This window comes from Arthrobacter silvisoli, assembly GCF_003369445.1.
Lineage (GTDB): Bacteria > Actinomycetota > Actinomycetes > Actinomycetales > Micrococcaceae > Arthrobacter > Arthrobacter silvisoli.
This window is the reverse complement of sequence record NZ_QRCU01000028.1, coordinates 1-23,151: the sequence shown is the minus strand read 5'-3', so window position 1 is coordinate 23,151 and position 23,151 is coordinate 1. Positions and strand designations below refer to the sequence as shown.

The 23,151-nt window shown below is 68.6% G+C and carries 22 protein-coding genes; 12 read left to right on the top strand and 10 right to left on the bottom strand.

Features of this window, described 5'->3' with window-relative positions; all coding sequences use genetic code 11:
- Window positions 1-58: 58 nt before the first annotated feature.
- From DWV11_RS06905 to DWV11_RS06875, 8 genes are all read right to left on the bottom strand, one after another.
- Window positions 59-796 carry an aspartate/glutamate racemase family protein gene (locus tag DWV11_RS06905; RefSeq protein ID WP_115788155.1) on the bottom strand — a complete coding sequence of 246 codons (738 nt, stop codon included), beginning with the start codon at window positions 794-796 and terminating at the stop codon, window positions 59-61.
- Window positions 786-2,024: an MFS transporter gene (locus tag DWV11_RS06900; protein WP_342767720.1), complete on the bottom strand. Its 1,239-nt coding sequence runs from the start codon at window positions 2,022-2,024 to the stop codon at window positions 786-788. The genes DWV11_RS06905 and DWV11_RS06900 overlap by 11 nt, the downstream gene beginning before the upstream one ends.
- Window positions 2,025-2,027: 3 nt before the next feature.
- Entirely contained in the window at window positions 2,028-2,252 is a 225-nt protein-coding gene (locus DWV11_RS20365; RefSeq protein WP_245953475.1) for a hypothetical protein, read from the bottom strand.
- A 215-nt stretch (window positions 2,253-2,467) separates the two neighbouring features.
- Complete coding sequence (locus tag DWV11_RS06895) at window positions 2,468-3,304, bottom strand: alpha/beta fold hydrolase (protein ID WP_115788154.1); 837 nt, start codon at window positions 3,302-3,304, stop codon at window positions 2,468-2,470.
- 178 nt (window positions 3,305-3,482) lie between these two features.
- Window positions 3,483-5,108, bottom strand: coding sequence for an FAD-dependent oxidoreductase (locus DWV11_RS06890; protein ID WP_115788153.1), 1,626 nt, complete (start codon window positions 5,106-5,108; stop codon window positions 3,483-3,485).
- Window positions 5,105-6,190 carry an alcohol dehydrogenase catalytic domain-containing protein gene (locus DWV11_RS06885; protein ID WP_115788152.1) on the bottom strand — a complete coding sequence of 362 codons (1,086 nt, stop codon included), beginning with the start codon at window positions 6,188-6,190 and terminating at the stop codon, window positions 5,105-5,107. The genes DWV11_RS06890 and DWV11_RS06885 overlap by 4 nt, the downstream gene beginning before the upstream one ends.
- A 4-nt stretch (window positions 6,191-6,194) precedes the next feature.
- Window positions 6,195-6,503, bottom strand: coding sequence for a YciI family protein (locus DWV11_RS06880; protein ID WP_115788151.1), 309 nt, complete (start codon window positions 6,501-6,503; stop codon window positions 6,195-6,197).
- Between the two features lie 105 nt (window positions 6,504-6,608).
- A complete protein-coding gene (locus DWV11_RS06875; RefSeq protein ID WP_115788150.1) occupies window positions 6,609-7,502 on the bottom strand; it encodes a LysR family transcriptional regulator in 894 nt (297 codons plus the stop codon).
- 40 nt (window positions 7,503-7,542) lie between these two features.
- On the opposite strand from DWV11_RS06875, the gene DWV11_RS06870 reads away from it, so the two are divergent.
- From DWV11_RS06870 to DWV11_RS06830, 9 genes are all read left to right on the top strand, one after another.
- Complete coding sequence (locus DWV11_RS06870; protein ID WP_115788149.1) at window positions 7,543-8,343, top strand: IclR family transcriptional regulator; 801 nt, start codon at window positions 7,543-7,545, stop codon at window positions 8,341-8,343.
- Between the two features lie 208 nt (window positions 8,344-8,551).
- Window positions 8,552-9,922, top strand: a complete 1,371-nt coding sequence (locus DWV11_RS06865) for an MFS transporter (protein WP_115788148.1) — start codon at window positions 8,552-8,554, stop codon at window positions 9,920-9,922.
- Between the two features lie 68 nt (window positions 9,923-9,990).
- A complete protein-coding gene (locus tag DWV11_RS06860) occupies window positions 9,991-11,136 on the top strand; it encodes a Gfo/Idh/MocA family protein (protein ID WP_115788147.1) in 1,146 nt (381 codons plus the stop codon).
- A 3-nt stretch (window positions 11,137-11,139) separates the two neighbouring features.
- Window positions 11,140-13,188 (top strand): FAD-dependent oxidoreductase, encoded by a 2,049-nt coding sequence (locus tag DWV11_RS06855; protein ID WP_115788146.1) that lies wholly within the window; start codon window positions 11,140-11,142, stop codon window positions 13,186-13,188.
- A gap of 13 nt (window positions 13,189-13,201) precedes the next feature.
- Entirely contained in the window at window positions 13,202-14,035 is an 834-nt protein-coding gene (locus DWV11_RS06850) for a sugar phosphate isomerase/epimerase family protein (protein WP_115788145.1), read from the top strand.
- Window positions 14,032-14,883, top strand: coding sequence for an aldo/keto reductase (locus tag DWV11_RS06845; protein ID WP_115788144.1), 852 nt, complete (start codon window positions 14,032-14,034; stop codon window positions 14,881-14,883). The genes DWV11_RS06850 and DWV11_RS06845 overlap by 4 nt, the downstream gene beginning before the upstream one ends.
- 67 nt (window positions 14,884-14,950) lie before the next feature.
- Window positions 14,951-16,738, top strand: coding sequence for an FAD-dependent oxidoreductase (locus DWV11_RS06840; protein WP_115788143.1), 1,788 nt, complete (start codon window positions 14,951-14,953; stop codon window positions 16,736-16,738).
- A 59-nt stretch (window positions 16,739-16,797) separates the two neighbouring features.
- Window positions 16,798-18,531 carry an ABC transporter ATP-binding protein gene (locus DWV11_RS06835; protein WP_115788142.1) on the top strand — a complete coding sequence of 578 codons (1,734 nt, stop codon included), beginning with the start codon at window positions 16,798-16,800 and terminating at the stop codon, window positions 18,529-18,531.
- A gap of 107 nt (window positions 18,532-18,638) precedes the next feature.
- Window positions 18,639-20,564: an ABC transporter ATP-binding protein gene (locus tag DWV11_RS06830; protein ID WP_168404592.1), complete on the top strand. Its 1,926-nt coding sequence runs from the start codon at window positions 18,639-18,641 to the stop codon at window positions 20,562-20,564.
- Between the two features lie 80 nt (window positions 20,565-20,644).
- On the opposite strand, the gene DWV11_RS20055 is transcribed toward DWV11_RS06830, so the two are convergent.
- Window positions 20,645-20,818, bottom strand: coding sequence for a hypothetical protein (locus DWV11_RS20055; protein ID WP_175453480.1), 174 nt, complete (start codon window positions 20,816-20,818; stop codon window positions 20,645-20,647).
- 287 nt (window positions 20,819-21,105) lie between these two features.
- On the opposite strand from DWV11_RS20055, the gene DWV11_RS06825 reads away from it, so the two are divergent.
- Window positions 21,106-21,537 carry an SRPBCC domain-containing protein gene (locus DWV11_RS06825; RefSeq protein ID WP_115788140.1) on the top strand — a complete coding sequence of 144 codons (432 nt, stop codon included), beginning with the start codon at window positions 21,106-21,108 and terminating at the stop codon, window positions 21,535-21,537.
- A gap of 21 nt (window positions 21,538-21,558) precedes the next feature.
- On the opposite strand, the gene DWV11_RS06820 is transcribed toward DWV11_RS06825, so the two are convergent.
- On the bottom strand, window positions 21,559-22,134 hold the full coding sequence (locus tag DWV11_RS06820; RefSeq protein WP_115788139.1) for an MOSC domain-containing protein: 576 nt from the start codon (window positions 22,132-22,134) through the stop codon (window positions 21,559-21,561).
- A gap of 101 nt (window positions 22,135-22,235) precedes the next feature.
- Here DWV11_RS06820 and DWV11_RS06815 point away from each other — a divergent pair, with 101 nt between their 5' ends.
- Window positions 22,236-22,595 carry an ArsR/SmtB family transcription factor gene (locus DWV11_RS06815; RefSeq protein WP_115788138.1) on the top strand — a complete coding sequence of 120 codons (360 nt, stop codon included), beginning with the start codon at window positions 22,236-22,238 and terminating at the stop codon, window positions 22,593-22,595.
- On the top strand, window positions 22,592-23,089 hold the full coding sequence (locus DWV11_RS06810) for an SRPBCC family protein (RefSeq protein WP_115788137.1): 498 nt from the start codon (window positions 22,592-22,594) through the stop codon (window positions 23,087-23,089). The genes DWV11_RS06815 and DWV11_RS06810 overlap by 4 nt, the downstream gene beginning before the upstream one ends.
- Window positions 23,090-23,151: the final 62 nt, after the last annotated feature.

The following is a 23,151-nucleotide window of genomic DNA, read 5'->3' as shown; positions in this document are numbered from 1 at the left end:
GCACAGGCATTCGCGCGGCGAAGTCCGGCGCCCCGCAGCAACGGGGGCGCCGGACTTCCTAGTGCACCGAGTCGGCTGGAACGCCGAGCTGTTCCAGCAGCAGCGCGCAGGCGCCGGGAATCGGCTGGATGATCTCGGCAGAGGTGGTCCGTGCCAGGCGGCGGGCCGTTTCGCTGAGCGGACCGCCCGCGATGATCACCGCTTCCGCGCCGTCCAGCGTGGTGGAATCGCCGACGGCGGCGGCCAACTCCCGGTACTGCCGTTCCGGATCCGCGGCGAGCACCAGGGGTTCGGAAGCGGTAAGCCGGACCCCGCTGAAGTTTTCCGACTTTCCGTGCGAGCCGACCAGCGCGGCGAGGGAATCCGCCAGCAGCGGCGTGCTCGTTGCCATCCCGAAGCGGCGTCCACCCTTGGACGCTTGGTGGATGGAGCCCTGGCCGATGCCGAACACGGCAATGTCCTGCCCTGTGAGCTCCAGGGCCAGGGCTTCCCGGCCCGGGTCGCCGATGGCGGAGACGATCACCGCGGCCACCGTGCCGCCGTCGGGCCCTGCCAGATAGTCCAGCACCGCGGTGCGGACGTGCGCCGCCGAGGCGGCCAGCGACTCCGGGTCGATGATCATGGCCGGGCCTTTGGCCGCGGTGAGCCCGACGACCCCGAACCCAAGGGGTGCGAGGGATTCTTCCGCCAGCCCGGCCATCATGGCCGTGGTGCGGGAATTGCTGTTCGGGTTGACCAGCAGTACGGTGCGCCGCGCCCGCAGTCCGGAACCGGTGCGTCCGGAGTCAGTGCCCATGGATCGCTGCCTCCTCTTCGCCGGGCGCCTCGCCGTCTTCCTCCATCGGCTTGCCGAAGGTTTCGGGCGGGAACTGCACGGCGACCGCGAGCACGATGAACAGGATCGCGAGCGTGGTGAACATGCCGCCCAGGCCTGCCGAGTCGAAGACCGCGCCGGAGATCAGCGGGAAGAGGCCGCCCGAGAGCGAGCCCGCCGCGAGGATGATCGACGTGCCGAAACCACGGGTGCGGGTGGGGTAGAGCTCCGGGGCGAACAGCCAGATGGTGGTGTTCAGGATGATCACGGAGAAGTTGAACAGGGCACCGAAGACCACCACGAGCACGATGCTGCTGGCCAGGAACGCCATGGACAGGCCGGCTGCGCAGCCCAGGACCGCAGCTGCGGTGAGGACCTTCTTGCGGGGCAGGCGGCTGGCGAGGAACGCCGCGGTGCAGGCGCCCAGGAGCGAACCGGACTGCATGATCAAGGTGAACCACAGGCTGGTGTTCACGGCATAGCCGAGGGATACCAGGATGGTGGGCATCAAGGTGAGCATGGAGATCTGGGCGGCGTAGGACATGCAGACGGCGATGCACAGCAGGACGGTGCGCTTGAGGAGCTTGCCGCGCAGGGCGTCCTTCCAATGGCCCGTGGACTTCGCCTCGACGGGCTCCGGGGCGGCCGTAATGAACTGCCCGGGATCGTTGATGGGTCCGGAAAGCTTGCCCCGGGCGAGGCGGGTGATGACCAGGTTGGCTTCGTCGAGCCGGCCCTTCGATGCCAGGAAGCGCGGGGTTTCGGGAACGAAGCGGCGGAAGAACATCACCAGCAGCGCCGGGATGAAGAGCAGCCCGAAGACCCAGCGCCACTTGTCCGGGCCGTCGAACAGGGTGAAGACCAGGATGCCGAAGGCCGGGGCGAGCATGTTGCCCAGGCCCGCTGCGGTGACGTTGATGAGGCCGACGGCCGTGCCGCGCTGTTTCGCCGCGAAGAATTCGGCCATCATGATGACCGCGACGGCGATTTCGCCGCCCAGGCCGAAGCCGACGATGAAGCGGCCCGCCGCGAGGACCGGATAGTTGGGTGCAACAGCGCAGAGGAGCGAACCGCCGGCGAAGATGATCAGGTTGATGACCAGCATCTGGCGCCGGCCGTACTTGTCGACGATCAGGCCGGTGGCAATGCGGCCGAGCGCGGTGGCCGTGAAGGTCATGGTGTTGAGCAGGCCGATCTCGGCGCCGCCCAGGCCTCAGGACTGGCGCAGGATGGGGCCGGTGATGCCGACGGCGTTTTGTTCCAGGGCGTCGAAGAAGACGCCCAGGAGGATCATGAAGACGATCTGGCGGTGGGCGCCGGTGACGCCGATCCGCTGGTAGGCGCCCTCGATCTGCTGCGCCAGGGAACCCTTGCGGGGGCCGGCTTCGGGGCCGCCGGCTGGCCTTGTGGCGGCTTCCGGGGAAGCGTTTCTCTCCACGGTGTGCTCCTCACTGAGCTGGAAGGGGATCGGTCGGCGCCTCCAGGCGCCGTTCCATGATGCGAAAATGAGTTTTCATTGCGGTGACGTGTGACTCAGGTTACATCTTGGGATCCCAGAAGCTCAATGCTTAGGCGGCAAACAAAATATGACCGCCGACCCACAACTGGGCCGGCGGTCATACGCATATTTCGGCGGAATTCGCGGGGGTGAGGCTACTTCCGGAGGAAGGCCAGGAGCGCCTCGTTGATCTCGGCGCCATGCGTCCAGAGCATGCCGTGCGGGGCGCCGTCGATCTCCACATATTCGGCGTCCGGCAGCGCGCGGGAGAACGGGCGGCCGGTGACATCGATCGGCAGGATCCTGTCCGCCGTGCCGTGCACGATCAGCGCCGGGACGTCGATCTTGGGAATGTCCGCCCGGAAGTCCGTGGGCCAGGTGGGCTGCGCGGCCACGGAGGCAAAGGCTCCCGACTGCGCGGCCAGTCCCCAGCTGGCCCGGACGGACTCCTCGCTGAGCCGCGGCGTGCCCAGGAAGGTGTCGCTGTTGTAGAAGTTCTTGAAGAACTCGGTGAAGAAGGCGTACCGGTCCGCTTTCACCGCCGCCAGGAGCCCGTCGAACACGTCCTGCGGAACGCCGTCGGTGCCTTCCTCCGGGTCCAGCAGGTACGGTTCCAGCGAGCCGAGGAACACGGCCTTGGCCACCCGTGCCGAACCGTGGTTGGAAAGGTAGCGGGCCACCTCGCCGGTGCCCATGGAGAATCCGACCAGCACGGCATCGTTTACCTCGAGGGTGTCCAGCAGGGTCTTCAGGTCCGCGGCGAAGGTGTCATAGTCGTAGCCGGTGGTGGTCTTGCTGGATTTGCCGAAGCCGCGGCGGTCGTAGGTGATGACGCGGAATCCGGCGTCCAGCAGCGCAGCGGTCTGTTTCTCCCAGGAGGAGCCGTCCAGCGGATAACCGTGGATCAGCACCACCACCTGCCCGCTTCCGTGGTCTTCGTAATAGAGCTCGATGTCAGTGCTGTTCTCGGTTCCGACGGTGACAAAAGCCATGGCAATGCATCCTTCCGGTGACGGTGACGATCGTTCCCCAGCCTAACCGGCGAGGGACCCGAATCGAGCGGAGCGAGATTTGGGAGCCGGTTCGGCGCTAACCGGCGAGGGACCCGAATCGAGCGGAGCGGGATTTGGGAGCCGGTTCGGCGCTAACCGGCGAGGGACCCGGCCCCCGTCACACGCTGCCGGCCAAGTGCTCGCCCACGGCGAAGGCCCGCGCAATGGCGGAGCCAAGGGTGGCGCCGCCGCCGGGGTAATTGTTCCGGAAGGCGCCGGCGGACACGTTTCCGGCTGCGTACAGTCGGGGGACCGGGGACCCGGTCCGGTCGAGCACCCGGCCCTGGAAATCGGTGGCCAGGCCGCCGGAGGTTCCCAGCGTGCCGGCCGCAATGGGCACCGCGTAGAAGGGCGCCCGGTCCAGCGGCGCCAGGCAGGGATTGGGCGTGTTGCCGGCATCTCCGAGGAAACGGTCCTGCGCAGTGGCCCCGCGGCCGAACTCCGAATCAACACCCGCCGCAGCATCGGCGTTGAACGTCTCCACGGTTGCGCGCAGGCCGGCCGGATCGATGCCGAGCCGGCCGGCCAGCTTCTCCAGGGTGGGCGCGGCGGTCATCCAGTCGGCGGGTTTCCCCGGGGTGGATCCTGCCACCGGGTACTTGGACAGGTAATGCGAATCGAAGACCAGCCAGGCCGGGTTGTTCTGTTGGCGGCCGGTGCGGGGGTCGATCGAGGCGAACACGCGGGAGGCATCGTGGTAGTTGAGGGCTTCGTTCACGAAGCGCTTGCCCGCCGCGTTGACAGTGATGGAGCCAGGCAGTGTCATCTCCACATTGCCCATGCGTCCCGATTGCACGCCGTCGTACACATGGGCCGGCGTTGAAATCACGGGCACTCCCCAGAATGCCGTCATGTCCTCCACGGCGGCGCCGGCCCTGAGGCCCAGCTCCAGGCCGTCGCCTTCGTTCGACGGCGCGCTGATCGGCGTCACGGGGAACGGCAGGAACGCCCGCCGCAGGCGGGGGTTCCATTCGAAGCCGCCGGAGGCGATGACGACGGCGGCGGCCCGGACCGGGGTGGCCTCACCGGAACTGCCACCCAGCTGCACCTCCCAGCCATCCGACGTCGGGCCCAGCTCCGTCACGGGGGCCGGGGCTACGATCCGGACGCCGCGGTCGAGGGCGCTCGCCAGCAGGCTGCCCACCAGGGCGCCGCCCATGGTCCGCACCCCGGTGGCCGCACGCTCGGCCAGCAGCCGCGGCTCGGCGGCCCGGCCGTTGAGGGCGTCCCGCTCGGTCATGGTGAGCAGGGGAAAGTACGACGACGGCCGGATCAGTTCCGCCATTCCCGGATAATCCGAGGGGTCGAACGCGGAGTTGTCCAGGCTCCTGCCGCCGTCGGCCGCTCCTTCCCACTCCAGGTGGTAGTCCGGGCGCCGGATGGGCTCAAGCGAAACCCTGGTGCGGGAGGTCAGGTACCGGACGGCTTCGGCGGCCGTGCGGACGTACCACTCGATGTCCCCGGAGCTGAGCACGTGGCCCGCCGCGCGGCGCAGGTAGGCGACCGCGGCTTCATGGCTGTCCGGGAAGCCCGCCGCGCCGGCCAGGTGGTTGTTCGGCGCCCACATGACGCCGCCGCCCACCGCGGTGGTTCCGCCCAGCTGCCGGGCCTTTTCGGCCACGAGGACGGACAGGCCGGCGTCGGCTGCGCGCACCGCGGCCACCAGGCCTGCCGCACCGCTGCCCATGACCACCACGTCATAGGCAGGGGCCAAGTCCGCAAGCGGGGTCAGGATCCCGTTCATGCCGGAACTCCCGCCGCTACGGCGGCCGGCCCAAGCACGGGAGCGGCCGCGGCGGGCAGGTCTATCACGATCTTGCCCACCGGCTCGCTGCGGCCCTGCATCAGCTCGAACGCCTGCTGCAGTTCCCCGAAGGGGAAGCGGTGGGTCACCAGTGTCCGCGCCAGGTCAGGATGGCGGGAAAGCAGCTCGAGGCCCTGGGGGATGAGGTTGAGGCTGTTGCGGCTGCCCATGATGTCCAGCTCCTTGAAGGGGATGTCCTTCATGGACAGCATGGCGATCCGCGGCGAAATGCCCACCTGGACGATGCGCCCGGCGCTGGCCACGAGCCGGACGGCTGCCTCGAACGAAGACGCCACGCCGGTTGCTTCGATCACCAGTGCCGGGCCGTCGCCGCCGCTGAGCCGGTCCAGCAGGGCGGCCTGGCCGGCGTCGGGAAGCCCGACGCCGGGAGTCACCAACATGGTCCCCGCCGCGCCGAAGCGCCGGGCGAGCTCCAGGCGGCTGGCTTCGGTGTCGGCGCACACCACGTTGACGCCGAGTTCAGTGAGGTACAGGGTGGCCAGCAGCCCGATGGGTCCGCTGCCCAGGACGACGGCGGTTTCCCCCGCCTCCGGCCGGCCGCGGTTGACGGCCTGCATGGCGATGGACGTCGGCTCGCCCAGGGCCGCGAGGTCGAGGGGCAGCGCCTGGGGGACGGGGCAGAGCTTGGCCACGGGAACACTCAGCACTTCGACGAGGGCCCCGTCGGAATAGCAGCCGATGCACCCGATGCTGCTGCAGACATTCGGGCGGCCCGTCCTGCACGGGCGGCACTGCCCGCAGTAGGTCATCGGGCTGACGGCGACTCTGTCACCGGGCTGGATGCACAGGCCATTGGGTCCGATGGCCTCCACGATGCCGGAGCACTCATGGCCCTGGACGATGGGCAGCTCCGTGGGGTAGTCGTCCTCCCAGATGTGCAGGTCGGTTCCGCACAGGGTGACGTGGTGGATGCGGACCAGGGCATGGCCTGGCTCCAGGCGGGGCTCCGCCGCGGTTTCGTGGCGGATGGTCTCCCGGGCTGTGGTGCGGGCAATGAGCATGGCGCTATTCCTGGTTCGCCGCGGTCGTGGAGTCGGCGCCGAAGAAGATGTTCCACTGCCGGACCGTGCGCTCCTTGATCAGCCCCTCGCGGTGGAAGGGGTCCTGGTCCAGGAGGGCCTCCACTTCGGCCTTGGATCCGCCGGCGAGCAGGAGCAGCGCCCCGGGTGCTTCTTCGGGACCGAAGGGTCCGCTCTTGACGAGGCGGCCGGCGTCGAATTGGGCCTTCAGGAAGTCGACGTGCCGTGGCCGGTGTTGATCGCGGGCCTCGGTGCTGCCGTCGGTGTAGGCGTAGGTGACTGCGTACGTTGCCATGGGGGCGGTTCCTCTTCATTGAGCCGGTGGGATAGCTCCATGGTGCGGAACGGATTCAGATGCGTCCAATACTTAGTTGGTCAGAGACTATGTGCTGAATGCACATTATCGGGGCGTTGGCAGGATCTCCTCGGCCAGCTCCAGGGCCCGCTGCAGGGCCGGCGACACCGCGTCCGGATTCCATGCAAGGCCCGAGCTGAGGGTCGGCGGCTTGCCGGCCAGCGGCAGGAACACGGTGCCGCCGGGCATGATCCCGGCGATCGACTCCGGCATCAGGCTCACGCCGACCCCGCCTGCCACCAGGGACAACGCGGTGAACGGGTCGGCCACCTCCTGCGCGACGTCCGGCCGGAAGCCGGCAGCCGCGCAGGCCGCGAAAGTGACCTCGCGCAGCGTCGAACCCTGTGCGGCGGGCATCGTGATGAACTGCTCGTCCGCGAGTTCGGCCAGGGCGATGGCGTCGCGCCCCGCCAGGGGGTGGTCCACCGGGACGGTGGCTCCGAGCTTCTCGACGGCGATCTGCCGGGTCGCGAGGGATGGCGCACGGACCGGCAGGCCGATGAATGCCAGGTCGAGGGAACCGCTGGCCAGCCGCTGGAGGGATTCGTGGGTCAACAGGCCGCCGTGCAGGCTGAGGTCCACCTGGGGATAGCGCCGACGGAGGGCCCGCATCAGCGGCGGCAGGGTCGCGTGGTTCAGGGCGCCGGAAAAGCCGATGGCAAGCCTGCCGTAGACCGTGCCGCTGCCGGCGGCGACCGAGCGCCGCGCGAGGTCCACTTCCTCGACGATCCGGCGGGCATGGGGCAGGAAGTTCAGGCCCGCCGTCGTCAGGGCGACGGCCCGGGTATTGCGTTCGAAAAGCTCCGCCCCGAGGCTCCGCTCGAGCTTCCGGATGGTCTGGCTCAGGGGCGACTGCGCCATCCGCAGCCGTTCGGCGGCACGGCCGAAATGCAGTTCCTCGGCAACGGCCAGGAACGCCTCGATCTGGCGCAACTCCATGGGTGCTCCTTTTCTTCCGCGCTTCACTATATTGGGAGTCATGGCGAACTCAGCGTCGGGGGAGTCCGTCATCCAGCGGGTCGTCAAGATCATGGAAGCGTTCTCCAAAGGCCACCCCCGCTTGTCACTTACGGAACTGGCGCACGGAACGGGCCTGTCCACCAGCACCGTGCACCGGCTTGCCGCGGACCTCGTGGAAAGCGGCCTCCTGGAACGGGCCGCGACCGGCGAATACCTGGTGGGCAAGAAGATGTGGGAACTTGCCGCGCGGGCCAACCCCTTGGAGGAATTCCGTCGCCGGGGCCTGCCGTTCCTCGAAGGCGTCCATGCCGCTGTGCGGGAAAACGTCTCCCTGTCTATTCCCGACGTCGAATCCGGGAGCATCCTCTACGTCGAACAATTGGACCGCCACGGGACGGTGGTGAACCTGGCGGAGGTGGCAGGACGGCTGGACATCCACACCACGTCTTCAGGAATGGCCATGATGGCCTTCATGCCGGGGTTCATCCAGGACCGGTTCCTCGCCAGGCAGCTGCCCAAGGTCACGGACAACACGGAGACCGATCCGGCGCGCCTGCGGGCCCACTTGGCCCTGATCCGGGAGCGCGGCTACGTCCGCATGGCCGGTGTGCTGGTGCCCGAAAACACCGCCTTCGCGGTCCCGGTCTTCGGCCCCGGCAACAGCGTCATCGGGGCGATCGCCGTCGTCGTCCCCACGGCCGAAGCGAACCCCGGGGTGATCCTGCCGGTCCTCGTCTCGGCCGGACGCGGGCTCTCGCTCAGCATGGGCGCGGAGCGCCGGCCGGCCGGCACCCGGCCTTGGCTGGAGCGCACGCAGTAGCTCCCCGGCCCATCCCGCCAGCGCCGGTACCGGCACTTCCCGTTCAACGGGAAAGTTCGCCACTGTCCAGGAAGCCGCTCCTACAGTTTTCCTCAGGGCACCGCAGCTGTGATCCGGAACACGGCCCGCGGTCAACCCGACCCCCAACGCTTCGCGGAATCCCGGCCCTTCCTTGCCGGGGACCCGTGGCACTCAATGAGGAGACATCATGGGACACGTCAGGCCTGAGCCTTTGGACACCCTTCCGGACCTGCCGACGACACCGGCGACGGCACCGGCAGGCGCAACGCATACCAAAATGCCCGGGAAAGCCGCCTTGGCTTCCTTCCTCGGCTCCACCCTGGAGTACTACGACTTCTTTATCTACGGCACCGCTGCGGCCCTGGTCTTCCCCAGGGTCTTCTTCCCCGGCGGGGACCCCGTGGTTGCCTTGCTCGGCGCGATGGCGACCTTCGGCGTCGGCTACCTTGCGCGTCCCCTCGGCGGCGTCGTCATGAGCCACGTCGGCGACCGGCTCGGACGCAAGCAGGCCCTCCTGGCCACGCTGGTCATCATGGGCGTGGCATCGATCGGAATCGGTTTCCTGCCCACGTACGGACAGGTCGGCTACTGGGCCACAGCCCTGCTGCTGATCGGCCGACTGGCGCAGGGATTCTCCGCCGGCGCCGAGGCCGCGGGCGCCTCCACCCTCACCATGGAGCACTCCCCGGACGGCCGCCGCGGTTTCTTCACCAGCTTCGTCATGACCGGCTATGCCTCAGGCATGGTGCTGTCCACGGTGGTCTTCATTCCGTTGGCCGCCCTGCCCGAGGAGCAGTTGCTGGCCTGGGGTTGGCGCGTTCCGTTCTGGCTCTCCGTGGTGGTCCTGGCCGTGGCCTACTGGATCCGCACCCGCCTGGACGAGACCCCGGTCTTCGAGGAGATCGTGGAACAGGACAAGCCCCGCTCCGTCCCCGCGGCCGCGGTGCTCAAGACCCAGTGGCGCGACGTCCTGCGGGTCGCCGTCGTGATGCTGTTCTCCGTGATGCAAACCACCTTCACCGTGTACGCCCTCGCCTACGCCACCGGACCCGCCGTCGGACTGGACCGCACCTTGATGCTGACCGTCAACGCCGTCACCGTCGGCCTGTCCATGGCCACCATCCCCATCGCCGGCATCATCTCGGACCGGATCGGCCGCAAGAAGGTCCTCCTGGTGGGCGCCGCCGGCTGCGCAGCGACGTCCTTTGGATACTTCTGGGCCATCAGCGAACACAACATCGTTCTGCTGTTCCTCTTCGGCTTCCTGAACATGTCCATCTTCTACTCCTGCTGGAACGGGGTGTGGACCGTGTTCTTCCCGGAAATGTTCCCCGCCTCCGTCCGCTACTCGGGCATGGCGATCGGCAGCCAGGTGGGGCTGATCCTCACCGGCTTCGCTCCGGCCATCGCCGCCCTCCTCGCCCAGCCGGGCCCCAGCGGTTGGATCCCCGTGGCGGGATTCACCGTGCTCTGCCTCCTTGCCTCGTCGATCGCCATCATGACCGCCCGCGAAACCTACAACGTTCCCCTCGAGGACCTCGGCAAGCCCCGGCGCTGAGCCAAGCCCCTTCGCCGGACTGAACGCACAACCCAAACAGCACCACAGCACTGAAAGTTGGAGACTCCATGACCCCGTCCACAGCAGCTTCCCGCAGCTACCGCGTCGGCATCGCAGGATGCGGCGCCATCTCCCGCAACCACCTTGAAGCTTTCCGGGCCATGGAAAACGTTGAGATCGTGGGGGTCTGCGACGTCGACCCGGACCGGGCGCGGGCCACCGCTGCAGAGTGGGGCGTCCCCGCCGCCGTGACCACCGTAGATGAACTGCTCGCCCTGGGCCTGGACATCGTCTCGGTCTGCACGCCGCACCCGACCCATGAGGACGTGGTCCTGAAGGCCGCCGCGGCGGGAGTCCACGCCCTCTGCGAAAAGCCGATCGCCACCCGGCTGGACGCCGCCGAGCGCATGGTGGCCGCCTGCGAGGAAGCAGGCGTCCGGCTCGGGGTCCTGTTCCAGCGCCGCTTCTGGCCGGCGTCGCAAAAGATCCGCGCCGCCATCGACGACGGCACCCTCGGCCGCCCCATCCTTGCCCAGTGTTCGGTGATGCTGCACCGCGCCCCCGAGTACTACTCCAAGGACGCCTGGCGCGGCACCTGGGAGAACGACGGCGGCGGCGTCCTCATGACCCAGGCCGTCCACTACATCGACCTGCTGCAGTGGTACCTCGGCGAGGTCGCGGAAGTGTACGGAAGGATCAACACCTACCGCCATGGCGAGAACATCGAGGTGGAAGACTCCGCGACGGCGGTCATCACCTTCACCTCGGGCGCCATGGCAACGGTCGAAGCCTCGACCGCGGTCTCGCCGAACCTCGGCATCCAGTTGCGGATCACCGGTGAAACGGGCGCGTCGGCGTCGCTGACGGAATTCCCGGAAGGCAGCGACGGCCGCCTGGACCTGTGGGCGGCCGGCGGGACGATCGCCGTCGAGCCCGTCCACCCGGAAGGCGTGGACGGCAACGTGGACCTCTCAACCATCAACGGCCAGCTGGTTCCGCACCACACCAGCCAGGTCCGCGACTTCATCCGGGCGCTGGACACCGGCACGGAGCCGGCCATCACCGGCCGCGACGCCGTCAAGTCGCTGCGGATCCTGCTGGCGGTTTACGAGTCGTCCCGGACCGGCCGGCCCGTGCGCTTCGCCGAGCCGCCGGTGTCCGCCGCCATCGCACCGGAAACCCGGGCGAAGGTGCCAGCGGAAGCGGCGGTCTAAGCCATGAAACAGACCCCCTTCGCGACACAACCGCTGACGCTCGGCCGCAACGGCCGTCCGGCCAGGACCCTGCGCAACCGACTGGCCTCCGCGCCGATGGAGCGCAACTACGGCACTCCCGATGGCCGGATCACCGCGCAGTACGTCGACTACCTGGTGACCCGTGCCAAGGCCGGACTCGGCATGGTCACCACCGAGGCCACTTTCGTCCGGGCTGACGGCAAGGGCCGCACCCACCAGCTCGGCCTGCACGACGACGCCATGGTCCCGGGGCTCCGCGCCCTCACCGATGCCCTGCACGCCGAAGGTGCCCTGGCCGCCGTCGAACTCAACCACGGCGGACGCACCGCACAGGCCGCCGTGTCCGGCTTCAAGAACGTGGCGCCGTCGCCGGTTCCGTGCCCGACGGCGGGCGGCGAGGTGCCGCGGGAACTCACCACCGCGCAATGCCGTGAACTCGCGGCCGCCTATGCGGAGGCGGCCGTCCGCGCGGCAGCCGCCGGCTTCGACGTCATCAATATCCACGGCGCCCACGGCTACCTGATCCACCAGTTCATGTCGCCGATCTCCAACCACCGCAGCGACGAGTTCGCCGCTCCCGAACGCTTCCTGAACCTGGTGATCGACTCCGTCCGCGACGCTGTGCCGGACATGATCGTGGGCCTGCGGGTTTCCGTGCTGGAAGGGCCGGCGGAGGGTATCAGCGCCGAACAGCAGGTGGAGATCATCTCCAAGGCGCACCTGGACAAGCTCGATTTCCTGGACATCTCCGCCGGCAGTTACGACGCCGGCGAATGGATCGTGCAGTCCGGCGAGTGGAAGCCGGGCATCCTGGCAGACTACGCCAAGGCCTACCGCCGCTTCGGCCTCCCCCTGGGGATGGCCGGGCGGCTCAACAGCCCGGCGATCATCGAGGAGGTCCTGGCCGAGGGCACCTGCGACTTCGTCAGCCTCGCCAGGGCCATCCACGCCGACCCCGCTTTCGTGGGCGGGGTGCTCCGCGGCGAACGGTACCGGCCCTGCATCGCCTGCAACGTCTGCATCGACAACCTCGGCCTCGGCCAGGTGACCTGCTCCGTGAACCCGGCCGTCGGACGGTCCCGGGTCCCGGTCCCGACGCCGGCTGTCCGGGACGGCGCGCGCGTGCTGGTGGTGGGCGCCGGACCGGCGGGGCTCACCGCAGCCCGGGAACTCGCCGAAGCGGGTGCGGGCGTCACGGTGCTCGACGACGGCGCGCGGCCCGGTGGCCAGTTCGCGCTCGCCGAGCGCATGAAGTCCACGCCCGACTTCCACCGCTTCGCCGAATGGTCGATAGCGGAGAATGCCCGGCTGGGCGTTGACGTGGAGCCGGGTGTCCGCGCCGACACCTCGGACCCCGCCGCACTGGCCCGCAGCTACGGGGCGGATGCCGTGGTGATCGCTACGGGCGGCCGCCGTCCCCGGGCAGGTTTCGCGGGCGATGAACTGGCCGGTGTGATTGACGTGCGGGACTGGCTGGCCGCGCACCCGGAAGCGCTTGACGCCGGGGGATCTGTCCCGGAGGCCGTGACCATCTGGGGCGCCGACTCCGTGGCCATGAGCGTCGCCGACACCCTCGCGGACCGCGGAACCGCGGTGCTCATCATTGGCCCGCAGGAGGTCATCGCGCCCGAGTCCGGACGCCGCGCCAAGATCCTTGCCGTACCGCGGCTGCAGGGCAACCCGCGCGTCCGGATCGTCCTGGACTCCATCATCGAGGAGTACGACGGCGCCCGGGTACGGGTCACCGGCCCCGGACACCCTGACGGCGGCAGCTGGCTGGACGCGCCCGGCGACCTCCTCGTCTCCCGCTCGGTTGTGCCGGTTGAGGACGGCGTTTCCCTTCAGGAGCGGGGCGGGATCCCTGTGGCGTTCGCGGGCACCGCCATCGACCGCACCCCCGCCATCGTGTCCAACGCCGTGAAGAGCGGCTATGACGCCGCCCAAGGCGTGGCGGCGGCGCTCGCTGCCGCTGAACCGATCGGCCGTGACCAGTCGGTCCCGGCCGAAGACCCAATCCTGAGCCAATCCTGAACGGAGCAACCGCATGACAGACCACGGACGCCACCTGGGGCTCGCCCAGCTCTCCCTCCTGGGCACCGCCCCGTCCGGGCTCGTAACCATTGCGGCTGAGGCGGGTTTCGACTTCATCGGGGCCAGGGTCCGGCCAGTCACCGGCAGCGAACGCCCCTACGACCTCCAGCCCGGCTCGCCCCTGCTCAAGGAGACGCTGCAGCGCATGGCCGATACCGGCGTCACCGTAAGGGACATCGAGTTCCTGCTGATGGACGGCTCCGAGCAGCGGGACGCCTGGCTTCGGATGATGGAGGCCGGCCAGGCTTTGGGTGCTTCAACCTTGACAGTCGCCTGCTCGGACCCGGATCCCCGGCGCTTCGCCGACAACCTGGCCCGCATGACCGAGGATGGCCGGAGCTTTGGCATCCTGCCCACCCTCGAACCCATCTCCTACCAGGCCGTCCGCTCCATCCCGGACGCAGCGGCCTTCGCCCGCCAGGCCGGATGCGCCGTGGTGGTCGATGCCCTCCACCTCAACCGTTTCGGCGGCACGCTGGAACAGTTGGAGACCGTCAGGGACCTGGTACCCCTGCTGCAGCTGTGCGACGGGCCGGCCCGGGCTCCCGAGGATCGTGAGGGCCTGGTGGCCGAATCGCGCTCCGAACGCGGGGTTCCCGGCGATGGCGGGTTCGACCTCCCCGCCCTCGTGGCGGCGTTCCCGGACGATCAGCCCGTCAGCGTGGAGGCGCCGTCGGACCGCCGCGTTGCCGAACTCGGTGCACTCGGCTGGGCACGGACCCTCAAGGCAGCGGCAGACGCCGTCCTCGCTGCCGCCCGGCAACTCCAGGAAGCAGGCGCAGAATGAGCAACATGCTGCAAAGCACGACGACGGAAATCACCCCGGGCGTCCGGATTCCCCTCATCGGGCTGGGCACCTGGCCCATGGTCGGCGAGGAGGCGGCTGACGCAGTCGCGCGTGCCATCGGCCACGGATACCGCCACATCGACACCGCCGAGAATTACGCCAATGAGGACGCCGTCGGCGAGGGGATCCGGCGCAGCGGGATCCCGCGGGAAGACGTCTTCGTCACCAGCAAATTCAACAAGGAGTGGCACAGCAAGGACGGCGTGCGGACGGCGCTCAGCAATGCCACCCGCCGGCTGGGCACCGACTACCTGGACCTCTTCCTGGTCCACTGGCCCAACCCTGACTGGCCCGCGCCGGGCCAGGGCCGCTTCGTGGAGGCCTGCGAAGCACTCCAGGAACTGATGGACGACGGCGCCATCCGGGCCTGGGGTGTCTCGAACTTCACGCCGCGCCACCTGCGGCAGGTGCAGGCCGCCGGGCTGACCGTCCCGATCAGCCAGATCCAGCTGGACCCGGCCACCGGGCAGCGGGAACAGCTTGCCTTCCACCGCAAGCACGGAATCGCCACGGCCGCCTACAGCCCCCTGGGCCGCGGAGGCGACTTCCTGGCCCACCCCGCAATCACCGCTCCGGCGGAACAGCTCGGCGTGGCCGCCGGGCAGGTGGTGCTTCGTTGGCACGTGCAGCACGGCCGGGTCGCGACTCCCAAGTCCGCCAGCGACCAGCGGCAGGCCCAGAACCTCGACGTCTTCGGTTTCAGCCTTTCGCCGGGCCAGATGGCGGCCATCGATGCCCTCGACACCAACGCCCGTCCGCGGCTCGACCCTGACCACTTCGGACACTGACCACTTCGGACACTGACCATTTCGGACACTGACCATTTCGGACACTGACACCAGCATGGAGAACCACATGAAAGCACCCGCCGAAACCTCCGCCGCGCCAAGCGGCACGGCCGCCGGGCCCCTCCCCGCCGTCGGCTGCGACGTCCTCGTGGTCGGATCCGGGGCCGGCGGACTCGCCGCTGCCGTGACGGCTGCGTACCACGGACTCAAGGTCATCGTGGTGGAGAAAGCTCCGGTCTGCGGCGGCGCGACCTCCTGGTCCGGGGGCTGGGCCTGGACCCCGGGCAATCCGCTGGCCCGCGCCGCCGGGGTGGACGAAAGCACGGACACCGTCCGCGGCTACCTCAGGCAGGTGCTGGGGGAGGACTACCGGCCGGAGAGAGTGGACGCGTTCCTGGAAGCCGTCCCGCACATGGTGGGCTTCTTCCACCACAAGACGTCCCTGCAGTTTGTCCCCGGCAGCAGGATCAACGACATCTACGGCAACGTCCCCGGTGCTGGGACCGGCAACCGTTCCGTGGGTCCCAAACCCTTCAACGCACGGAACATCAAGCCGCAGCTCCGGGCCAGGATGCGCCACCAGCTGTACGAAACGTCCTTCCTGGGCATGGGCATCATGGCCGGTCCGGACCTGTCCAAGTTCCTCTCGGCGTCGCGGGGCAATCTGCGGGGAATCTTCCATGCAGGCTGGCGCTTCGGCTGGCACCTCTTCGATCTCGTCACGCACCGCAGGAACATGCAACTGGTCAACGGAACCGCCCTGACCGGCCGGCTGCTGAAATCCGCCGATGACCTCGGCGTTGACATCCGCGTCTCCACGCCGGCCCGCCGGCTGCTGAGCGACGAGGACGGCCGGGTGACCGGCGCCGTCGTCGAGACCCCCGAAGGCGAGCTGCAGATCAACGCGGGCCGCGGCGTCGTACTCGCGGCGGGCGGGTTCCCCCACGACGTCCGGCGCCGCCGGGAGCTGTTCCCCGGGACGCCCACAGGCCGCGAGCACTGGACGCTCGCGCCGCGGGAAGCCAGCGGCGACGGCATCACCCTGGCGCAGGCGGTGGGCGGCCGTTTCACGACGGCGGTCAAGTCGCCGGCCGCGTGGTGCCCGGTCTCCCTGGTGCCGTACCGGAACGGCCGGACCGGGGTGTTCCCGCACATCATGGACCGGGCCAAACCGGGCAGCATCGGCGTCCGCTCGGACGGAAAGCGGTTCGTCAACGAGGCCAACGGCTACTACGACTACGTCGAAGGGCTCCTCGCCGCGACCCCCGAGGGTGAAACCGTGGAGTCCTGGCAGATCGCGGACAGCCGGTTCGTCCGCCGCTTCCCGCTGGGCATGGCCAAGCCCCTGCCGGTTCCGCTGTTCCCGTACCTCCGCTCCGGGTACCTGAAAAAAGGGCGCACCCTGGAGGAACTGGCCGGGAAGTGCGGCATTGATCCGGCTGGGCTGCGGGAGACCGTGGAGCGGTTCAACGCCCATGCACGGGCCGGCGTCGACCCCGATTTCGGCCGCGGCGGGACGCCGTTCAATCGCTATGGCGGGGACCCGTCCAACACCCCGAACCCGTCCCTGGGGCCGATCGACAAGGGGCCGTTCTACGCCGTGCGGGTGGTTCCCGGAAGCTTTGGCACCTTCGCCGGACTGGACACCGACGGCCGCAGCAGGGTCCTGAACGGGGACGGCGAGCCCATTCCGGGCCTCTACGCTGCCGGGAACGACCAGGCCAGCGTGATGGGCGGCCACTACCCGGCCGGCGGCATCAACCTGGGCCCGGCCCTGACCTTCGGCTATATCGCCGGCCGGGACCTTGCGGGCGTCACCGGATACGAGGACGGGACGCTTCCAAAGACCCCCTAGTTGCCCTCAGCAACCAGTCGTAAACTGTCCTTCGAAGCACTCACGGACGGGCGGTTCTTATGCTCTGGAAGCTCCTTGTTCAATTCCTGCGGCCGCATCAACGGCTGCTGGTCGCGGTCGTCGTCTTCCAGCTGGCCCAGTCGATCGCCTCCCTCTACCTGCCCACCCTCAACGCCGACATCATCGACGAGGGTGTGGCCAAGGGAGACACCGGCTACATCCTTGGCACCGGCAGCTGGATGCTGCTCATCACGCTGCTGCAGATCGGGTGCTCGGTCACCGCCGTGTACTTCGGGGCCAAGGCGGCCATGTCGCTCGGCCGGGACCTGCGCGACGCCGCCTTCGCCCGGGTGGGGGAGTTCTCGGAGCAGGAAGTGGCGTATTTCGGGGCCCCGTCGCTCATCACCCGGACCACCAACGACGTCCAGCAAGTCCAGCAACTGGTCCTCATGACGTGCACGCTCCTGGTGGCGGCCCCGATCCTCAGCATCGGCGGCGTGGTCATGGCGATCAGGCAGGACGCCCAGCTGTCCTGGCTCATCGCCGTCGCCGTCCCTGTGCTGCTGACCGCGGTGGGGCTGATCGTCTCGCGGATGGTGCCGCTGTTCCGCAAGATGCAGACCCGGATCGACACCGTCAACCGCGTGCTGCGTGAACAGCTGGCCGGCATCCGCGTGGTGCGGGCCTTCGTCCGCGAAGGCATGGAGACCGAACGCTTCGCCGCCGCGAACTCCGACGTCACCGAGATGGCCCTGCGGGCCGGCCGGCTCATGGCCCTCATGTTCCCTGTAGTGATCCTCGTCCTGAACGTCTCCAGCGTGGCCGTGATCTGGTTCGGCGCCTTCCGGATTGAGGACGGCTCCATGCAGGTGGGCACCCTCATCGCGTTCCTGAGCTACCTGATGCAGATCCTGATGTCCGTCATGATGGCCACGTTCATGGCCGTGATGATCCCGCGCGCCGCCGTGTCCGCGGACCGGATCGGGGAAGTGCTGCGGACCGAGTCGAGCGTGCGGCCTCCGCTGGACCCCGTGCTCAGCAGCGCCGGCCGCGGTGAACTGGAGCTCGTCGACGTCGGATTCGCCTACCCGGGTGCCGAGCAGCCGGTGCTGGAGGGCATCAGCTTCACCGCCCGTGCCGGGCAGACCACAGCGATCATCGGCAGCACCGGTTCCGGCAAGACCACCCTCGTGAACCTGCTGCCCCGCCTGTTCGACGCCGGCAGCGGCTCGGTGCGCCTGGACGGCGTCGACGTCCGCGAACTGCATCCGGACCTCCTGTGGGGCCACATCGGCCTGGTGCCGCAGAAGCCCTACCTGTTCTCCGGCACCGTGCGCAGCAACCTGCTTTACGGGAAGCCCGACGCCGACGAGGACGAGCTGTGGGCTGCGCTCGCCATCGCCCAGGCCCGCGACTTCGTCGAGGAGTTGGACGGCGGCCTGGACGCGCCGGTCTCGCAGGGCGGCACCAACCTGTCCGGGGGGCAGCGGCAGCGCCTCGCGATCGCCCGGGCACTGGTGAAACAGCCGGGGCTCTACATCTTCGACGACTCCTTCTCGTCCCTGGACACCGCCACCGATGCCCGGCTCCGCCAGGCACTCAAGCGCAGCACCGCCGGCGCCACCCTCGTGATCGTCGCCCAGCGCGTCTCCAGCATCATCGACGCCGAGCAGATCCTGGTGCTCGACGACGGCAGGATCGTCGGGCGCGGCACCCACCACTCGCTCATGGAGACGTCCGAAACGTACCGCGAGATCGTCTCCTCCCAGCTCTCGGCGGAGGAAGCGGCATGAGCGGCGCAGGCGGAACCCGCGGAACCCGGCCCGCCGCCGTCGGGCAATCGGGCTCAGGGCAATCCGCAACGGACAATGCGGGCGTCGGCCGGCCGCAGCGGCCGCCGATGGGGCCGGGACGCGGCGGCCCGTTCGCCGGTATGAACATCCCGGCGGAGAAGGCCCTGAACTTCCTGCCCTCGGCAAAACGGCTCCTCGGCACCCTGCGGCCGGAGCGCTTGTGGCTGGTGTTGGTGCTGGTCCTGTCCGTGGCGAGCGTCGCGCTGCAGGTGATCGGGCCGCGGCTGTTGGGCGAAGGGACCAACCTGATCTTTGCCGGCGTCGTGTCCAAGCAACTGCCCGCCGGGACAAGCAAGGAACAGCTCATCGAGGGGCTGCGGGCCGCCGGCCAGGACACAAGGGCGGACATGCTCGGCCCCATGAAGCTGACGCCGGGCCAGGGCATCGATTTCACCGCGCTGTCCTCGGTGCTGCTGTGGGTGCTGGTGCTGTACGTGCTGGCCTCGGCGTTCGGCTGGATGCAGGCGTACATCCTCAACGGCGTCATCCAGCGCACCGTGTACCGGCTGCGTGAAGAGATCGAGGCGAAAATCAACCGGCTGCCGCTGCGCTACTTCGATTCCGTGAAACGCGGCGAACTGCTCAGCCGGGTCACCAACGACGTCGACAACATTTCGCAGAGCCTGCAGCAGTCCATCAGCCAGGCCGTCACGTCGTTGCTGTCCGTGGCGGGCGTGATCTTCATGATGACCCTGCTCTCGCCCCTGCTGGCGCTGCTCACCATGGTCACGGTTCCCCTCACCCTGGTGACCACCATGCTGATCGCGAAGCGCTCGCAGAAGCTGTTCGTGGCGCAATGGAAGAACACCGGCGAGCTCAACGGGCAGATCGAGGAAAGCTACACCGGGCACGCGCTGGTGAAGGTCTTCGGCCGGCAGCGCGAAGTGGAGAAGCTCTTCCGTGAGAAGAACGCGGAACTGTTCGCGGCGAGCTTCGGCGCCCAGTTCATCAGCGGCCTGATCATGCCGGCCCTGACCTTCATCGGGAACCTCGTCTACGTGGGCATCGCGGTGGTGGGCGGCTTGCAGGTGGCGTCGGGAGCCATGCAGCTCGGCGACGTCCAGGCGTTCATCCAGTACTCCCGGCAGTTCACCCAGCCGCTGGCGCAGCTGGGGTCCATGGCGAACCTGCTGCAGTCCGGCGTCGCCTCCGCCGAGCGCGTGTTCGAGCTGCTGGACACCGAGGAGCAGGCCCCGGATCCTGTTCCTGCAGCGTCCCCGACGGCGGCCCGCGGCCGGCTCGTGTTCGAGAACGTGTCCTTCTCCTACTCGCCGGACAAGCCGCTCATCAAGGACCTGAACCTGGTGGCCGAGCCGGGCCAGAGCATCGCGATCGTGGGGCCCACCGGGGCCGGAAAGACCACCTTGGTGAACCTCATGATGCGCTTCTACGAGCTCGATGCCGGCCGGATCACACTGGACGGCGTGGACATCGCCACCATGCGCCGGGACGATGTGCGCGGGCGGATGGGCATGGTGCTGCAGGACACCTGGCTCTTCGGCGGCACCATCCGGGACAACATCGCCTACGGCCGGCCCGTCGCCTCCGAGGAAGACATCATGGAAGCCGCCGGGGCCGCGTACGTGGACCGCTTCGTGCACTCCCTCCCGGAAGGCTACGACACCGTGCTCGACGACGAGGGCGGCAACATCTCAGCCGGCGAGAAGCAGCTGCTCACCATCGCCCGGGCCTTCCTCGCCCGGCCGTCGGTGCTGATCCTGGACGAGGCCACGAGCTCGGTGGACACCCGCACCGAGGTGCTGGTGCAAAACGCCATGCGGGCCCTGCGCTCGGAGCGCACCAGCTTCGTCATCGCGCACCGGCTGTCCACCATCCGCGACGCCGACCTCATCCTCGTCATGGAGTCCGGGCAGATCGTGGAGCAGGGGAACCACACTGAGCTGCTCACGGCGGGCGGCGCCTACGCCCGGCTGTACGAGGCGCAGTTCGCGGCCCCGGCGGCGGAGGTCTAGCGGCTGCCTGTTCCCGCGCTTAACGACCGCGACGGCGGGAGGTAACCTCCCGCCGTCGGCGTCGTTTTCGGTTTTGGCGCTTAGGCCGGAACCGAAACGGTGAAGGTGTTGGGGCCGCTGGCGGTGACGGCGATCTTGCTGGTGCAGGTGTCGTGGCGGACCGAGAGTTCGTTGACGAGGGCGTCGAGGGTGTGGTGCACGGCGGTGCGGTCCCAGATCTTCAGGGTGACGGATTCGGCAGTTTCAAACGTCATTGTTCGGCTTCCAATCATGAATTTCGGTTGCCGGCCTCGCGCCAGTGCGGAGCCGGGTGGTGCTGATCCATGAACGCCCGGTGCCTCGGGGCGGCTCTGCGAGCCCACCGCTTTGGCCTCGTTGCGTCCAGCAGATGAAGGGATCGGCCTGGGCGTGGAACCCGGGCCAACTTTTCCATGGTGCCCGGCCGCGGACCGGCGGCTCAATCGACTGGATCACAAGCAGGGGTGATCCTGCTCACATCCGGGCCTTACGGCTCCTGCGGCCGCGGAGTAGGGTCGGGGCCATGACTGGGAACTATGTGGCGACGTCGGACATCACCATCGCGGCGCCGGCGGACCGGGTTTGGGCTGTCCTTACGGACCCCGCCGCGGTCAAGGAATTCATGTTCGGAGCCGCTGTGGAGACGGACTGGTCGCCGGGCAGCACGATCACCTGGCGCGGCGAATGGGAAGGCAAGGAGTACGCGGACCGGGGTGAGATCCTCGAATCCGAGCCTGGGAGCCGGCTGGTCATGACGCACTTCAGCCCACTGAGCGGCCAGGAAGACAAGCCGGAAAACTACCACACGCTCACCTGGACGCTGGAGGACGGAGCCGGCGGCACGAAGCTGACCCTCTCGCAGGACAACAACGCCAGCCCCGAAGAGGCGGAGCACTCCCAAGGGATGTGGGACCAGCTGGTGGCGAGCGTGAAGGAGATCGCGGAGCGGACGTAGGCATCGGCTCCCGCCGCGGGCCTACGGTAGTCGCGAAGGCCGCAGCACCGTCGCCTCGCCCGCGCGTTCCGGGTCCAGCGGCACGGGGCTGAGCAGCACCGCCGGGCCGCGCTGCAGGACGCCGCCGGACAACACCCTGCAGCGGATACCGCCGCGTCCGCGCATCGCCTTGTGGGCACCCGGGGCGAGCATCTTGTCCATCCAGGCGCAGGGGTGGGCTGGCCGTCCGGCATGCAGCCGCACCTGTTCTCCGCCTTCTCCGCCGGATTCCAAGGCGAAATCATGGCCGAGCAGGGGCGCCAGTTCTGCGCCGCGCAGGAAGACGTTGCGCCGGGTCAACAACGGGTCGAGGGGGCCGGCGTCGAGTTCTGCGGCGATGGACTCCAGAGCCTCGACGGCGAAGAGCGTGACCGCCGCGTCCATGTGTGCCGCTTTGCCGAAGAAACGGTCTCCCACGATGCCCTTGCCGGCCACCAGCTCCACCTGCGCGGCGTCCGTGGCGGGCACCTCGGCGGCCCCGTCCTTGGCGCGGCCGAAGTAGGCGTGCTCCGGCGAGACCAGGAGGTGCACGACGTCCACTTCGTAGCGATAGCTCATGGCACCAAATTATCCTCCCGGGCGCTGCCCGGGGCGGCCATGATCCCGGGCCCGGCAGGAACCATTGACACTCCCGGGCGACCGGCCTATTCTACAACCAAATGGTTGTAGATCAGTTGGATGATGCCGGGATCGACCGCCTGTTCCAGGCGCTTGCGGATCCCACCCGCCGGGACATCGTGCGCCGGGTGACGCTGGGGGAGTACTCGGTATCGGGCCTTGCTGCGTTGTACGCCATGAGCTTTGCCGCCGTCCAGAAACATGTGGCGGTGCTGGAACGTGCCTCCTTGGTCAGCAAGGAGAAGCGCGGAAGGGAGCAGATCGTGCGCGGCAATCACGAAGGACTGCAGAATGTCCGCCGGCTGCTTGATGAATACGAGGAGATCTGGCGGCAGCGCGCCGCCCGGATCGCAGACATCCTCGCAGAAGAACCGAAAAACAACAGGAGGGTTCCGCAATGACTGTCATCAGCACAACGACGAATCCCGAGGCGCTCAGCCTGACGCTGGTCACGGAGTTCGATGCCGACGTCGAACGCGTCTGGCAGGTCTGGGAAGATCCGCGCCAGCTCGAGCGCTGGTGGGGCCCTCCCGGCTACCCGGCCACCTTCGACAAGCACGAATTCACGCCCGGGGGCGAGGCCGGCTACTACATGACCACTCCCGAGGGGGAGAAACCCCGTGGCTGGTGGCGCTTCACCAGGATCGAGCGGCCTTACCGCCTCGAGCTCGAGGACGGCTTCGCTGACGAGAACGGCGCTCCCGTCGAGGAAATCGGGGCCGGTCACGTCGTCGTCACCCTCGAGGACCTCGGCGGCCGCACCCGGATGACCGTCCAGTCAACCTTCGAATCCGAAGAACAGATGACCACAATGCTTGAGATGGGCATGGAAGAAGGCATGAAGGAAGCCGCGGGGCAGATCGACTCCCTCCTGGCCGAATACTCACCCGCCTAAGGCGCAAGGACGGACGACGACGGCGGGAGGCTTCCGCCGTCGTCGTCCGTCCTTAGGGTCAG

Excerpts from the sequence above, each read along its gene's own strand:
- DWV11_RS20055 (WP_175453480.1), bottom strand. The coding sequence starts at position 20,818 with ATGACGTTTGAAACTGCCGAATCCGTCACCCTGAAGATCTGGGACCGC.
- DWV11_RS06815 (WP_115788138.1), top strand. The coding sequence starts at position 22,236 with ATGGTTGTAGATCAGTTGGATGATGCCGGGATCGACCGCCTGTTCCAG.
- DWV11_RS06830 (WP_168404592.1), top strand. The coding sequence starts at position 18,639 with ATGGGGCCGGGACGCGGCGGCCCGTTCGCCGGTATGAACATCCCGGCG.
- DWV11_RS06835 (WP_115788142.1), top strand. The coding sequence starts at position 16,798 with ATGCTCTGGAAGCTCCTTGTTCAATTCCTGCGGCCGCATCAACGGCTG.
- DWV11_RS06875 (WP_115788150.1), bottom strand. The coding sequence starts at position 7,502 with ATGGAGTTGCGCCAGATCGAGGCGTTCCTGGCCGTTGCCGAGGAACTG.
- DWV11_RS06820 (WP_115788139.1), bottom strand. The coding sequence starts at position 22,134 with ATGAGCTATCGCTACGAAGTGGACGTCGTGCACCTCCTGGTCTCGCCG.
- DWV11_RS06870 (WP_115788149.1), top strand. The coding sequence starts at position 7,543 with ATGGCGAACTCAGCGTCGGGGGAGTCCGTCATCCAGCGGGTCGTCAAG.
- DWV11_RS06810 (WP_115788137.1), top strand. The coding sequence starts at position 22,592 with ATGACTGTCATCAGCACAACGACGAATCCCGAGGCGCTCAGCCTGACG.
- DWV11_RS06825 (WP_115788140.1), top strand. The coding sequence starts at position 21,106 with ATGACTGGGAACTATGTGGCGACGTCGGACATCACCATCGCGGCGCCG.
- DWV11_RS06840 (WP_115788143.1), top strand. The coding sequence starts at position 14,951 with ATGAAAGCACCCGCCGAAACCTCCGCCGCGCCAAGCGGCACGGCCGCC.
- DWV11_RS06880 (WP_115788151.1), bottom strand. The coding sequence starts at position 6,503 with ATGGCAACGTACGCAGTCACCTACGCCTACACCGACGGCAGCACCGAG.
- DWV11_RS06890 (WP_115788153.1), bottom strand. The coding sequence starts at position 5,108 with ATGAACGGGATCCTGACCCCGCTTGCGGACTTGGCCCCTGCCTATGAC.
- DWV11_RS06895 (WP_115788154.1), bottom strand. The coding sequence starts at position 3,304 with ATGGCTTTTGTCACCGTCGGAACCGAGAACAGCACTGACATCGAGCTC.
- DWV11_RS06885 (WP_115788152.1), bottom strand. The coding sequence starts at position 6,190 with ATGCTCATTGCCCGCACCACAGCCCGGGAGACCATCCGCCACGAAACC.
- DWV11_RS06860 (WP_115788147.1), top strand. The coding sequence starts at position 9,991 with ATGACCCCGTCCACAGCAGCTTCCCGCAGCTACCGCGTCGGCATCGCA.
- DWV11_RS06905 (WP_115788155.1), bottom strand. The coding sequence starts at position 796 with ATGGGCACTGACTCCGGACGCACCGGTTCCGGACTGCGGGCGCGGCGC.
- DWV11_RS06845 (WP_115788144.1), top strand. The coding sequence starts at position 14,032 with ATGAGCAACATGCTGCAAAGCACGACGACGGAAATCACCCCGGGCGTC.
- DWV11_RS06855 (WP_115788146.1), top strand. The coding sequence starts at position 11,140 with ATGAAACAGACCCCCTTCGCGACACAACCGCTGACGCTCGGCCGCAAC.
- DWV11_RS06865 (WP_115788148.1), top strand. The coding sequence starts at position 8,552 with ATGGGACACGTCAGGCCTGAGCCTTTGGACACCCTTCCGGACCTGCCG.
- DWV11_RS06850 (WP_115788145.1), top strand. The coding sequence starts at position 13,202 with ATGACAGACCACGGACGCCACCTGGGGCTCGCCCAGCTCTCCCTCCTG.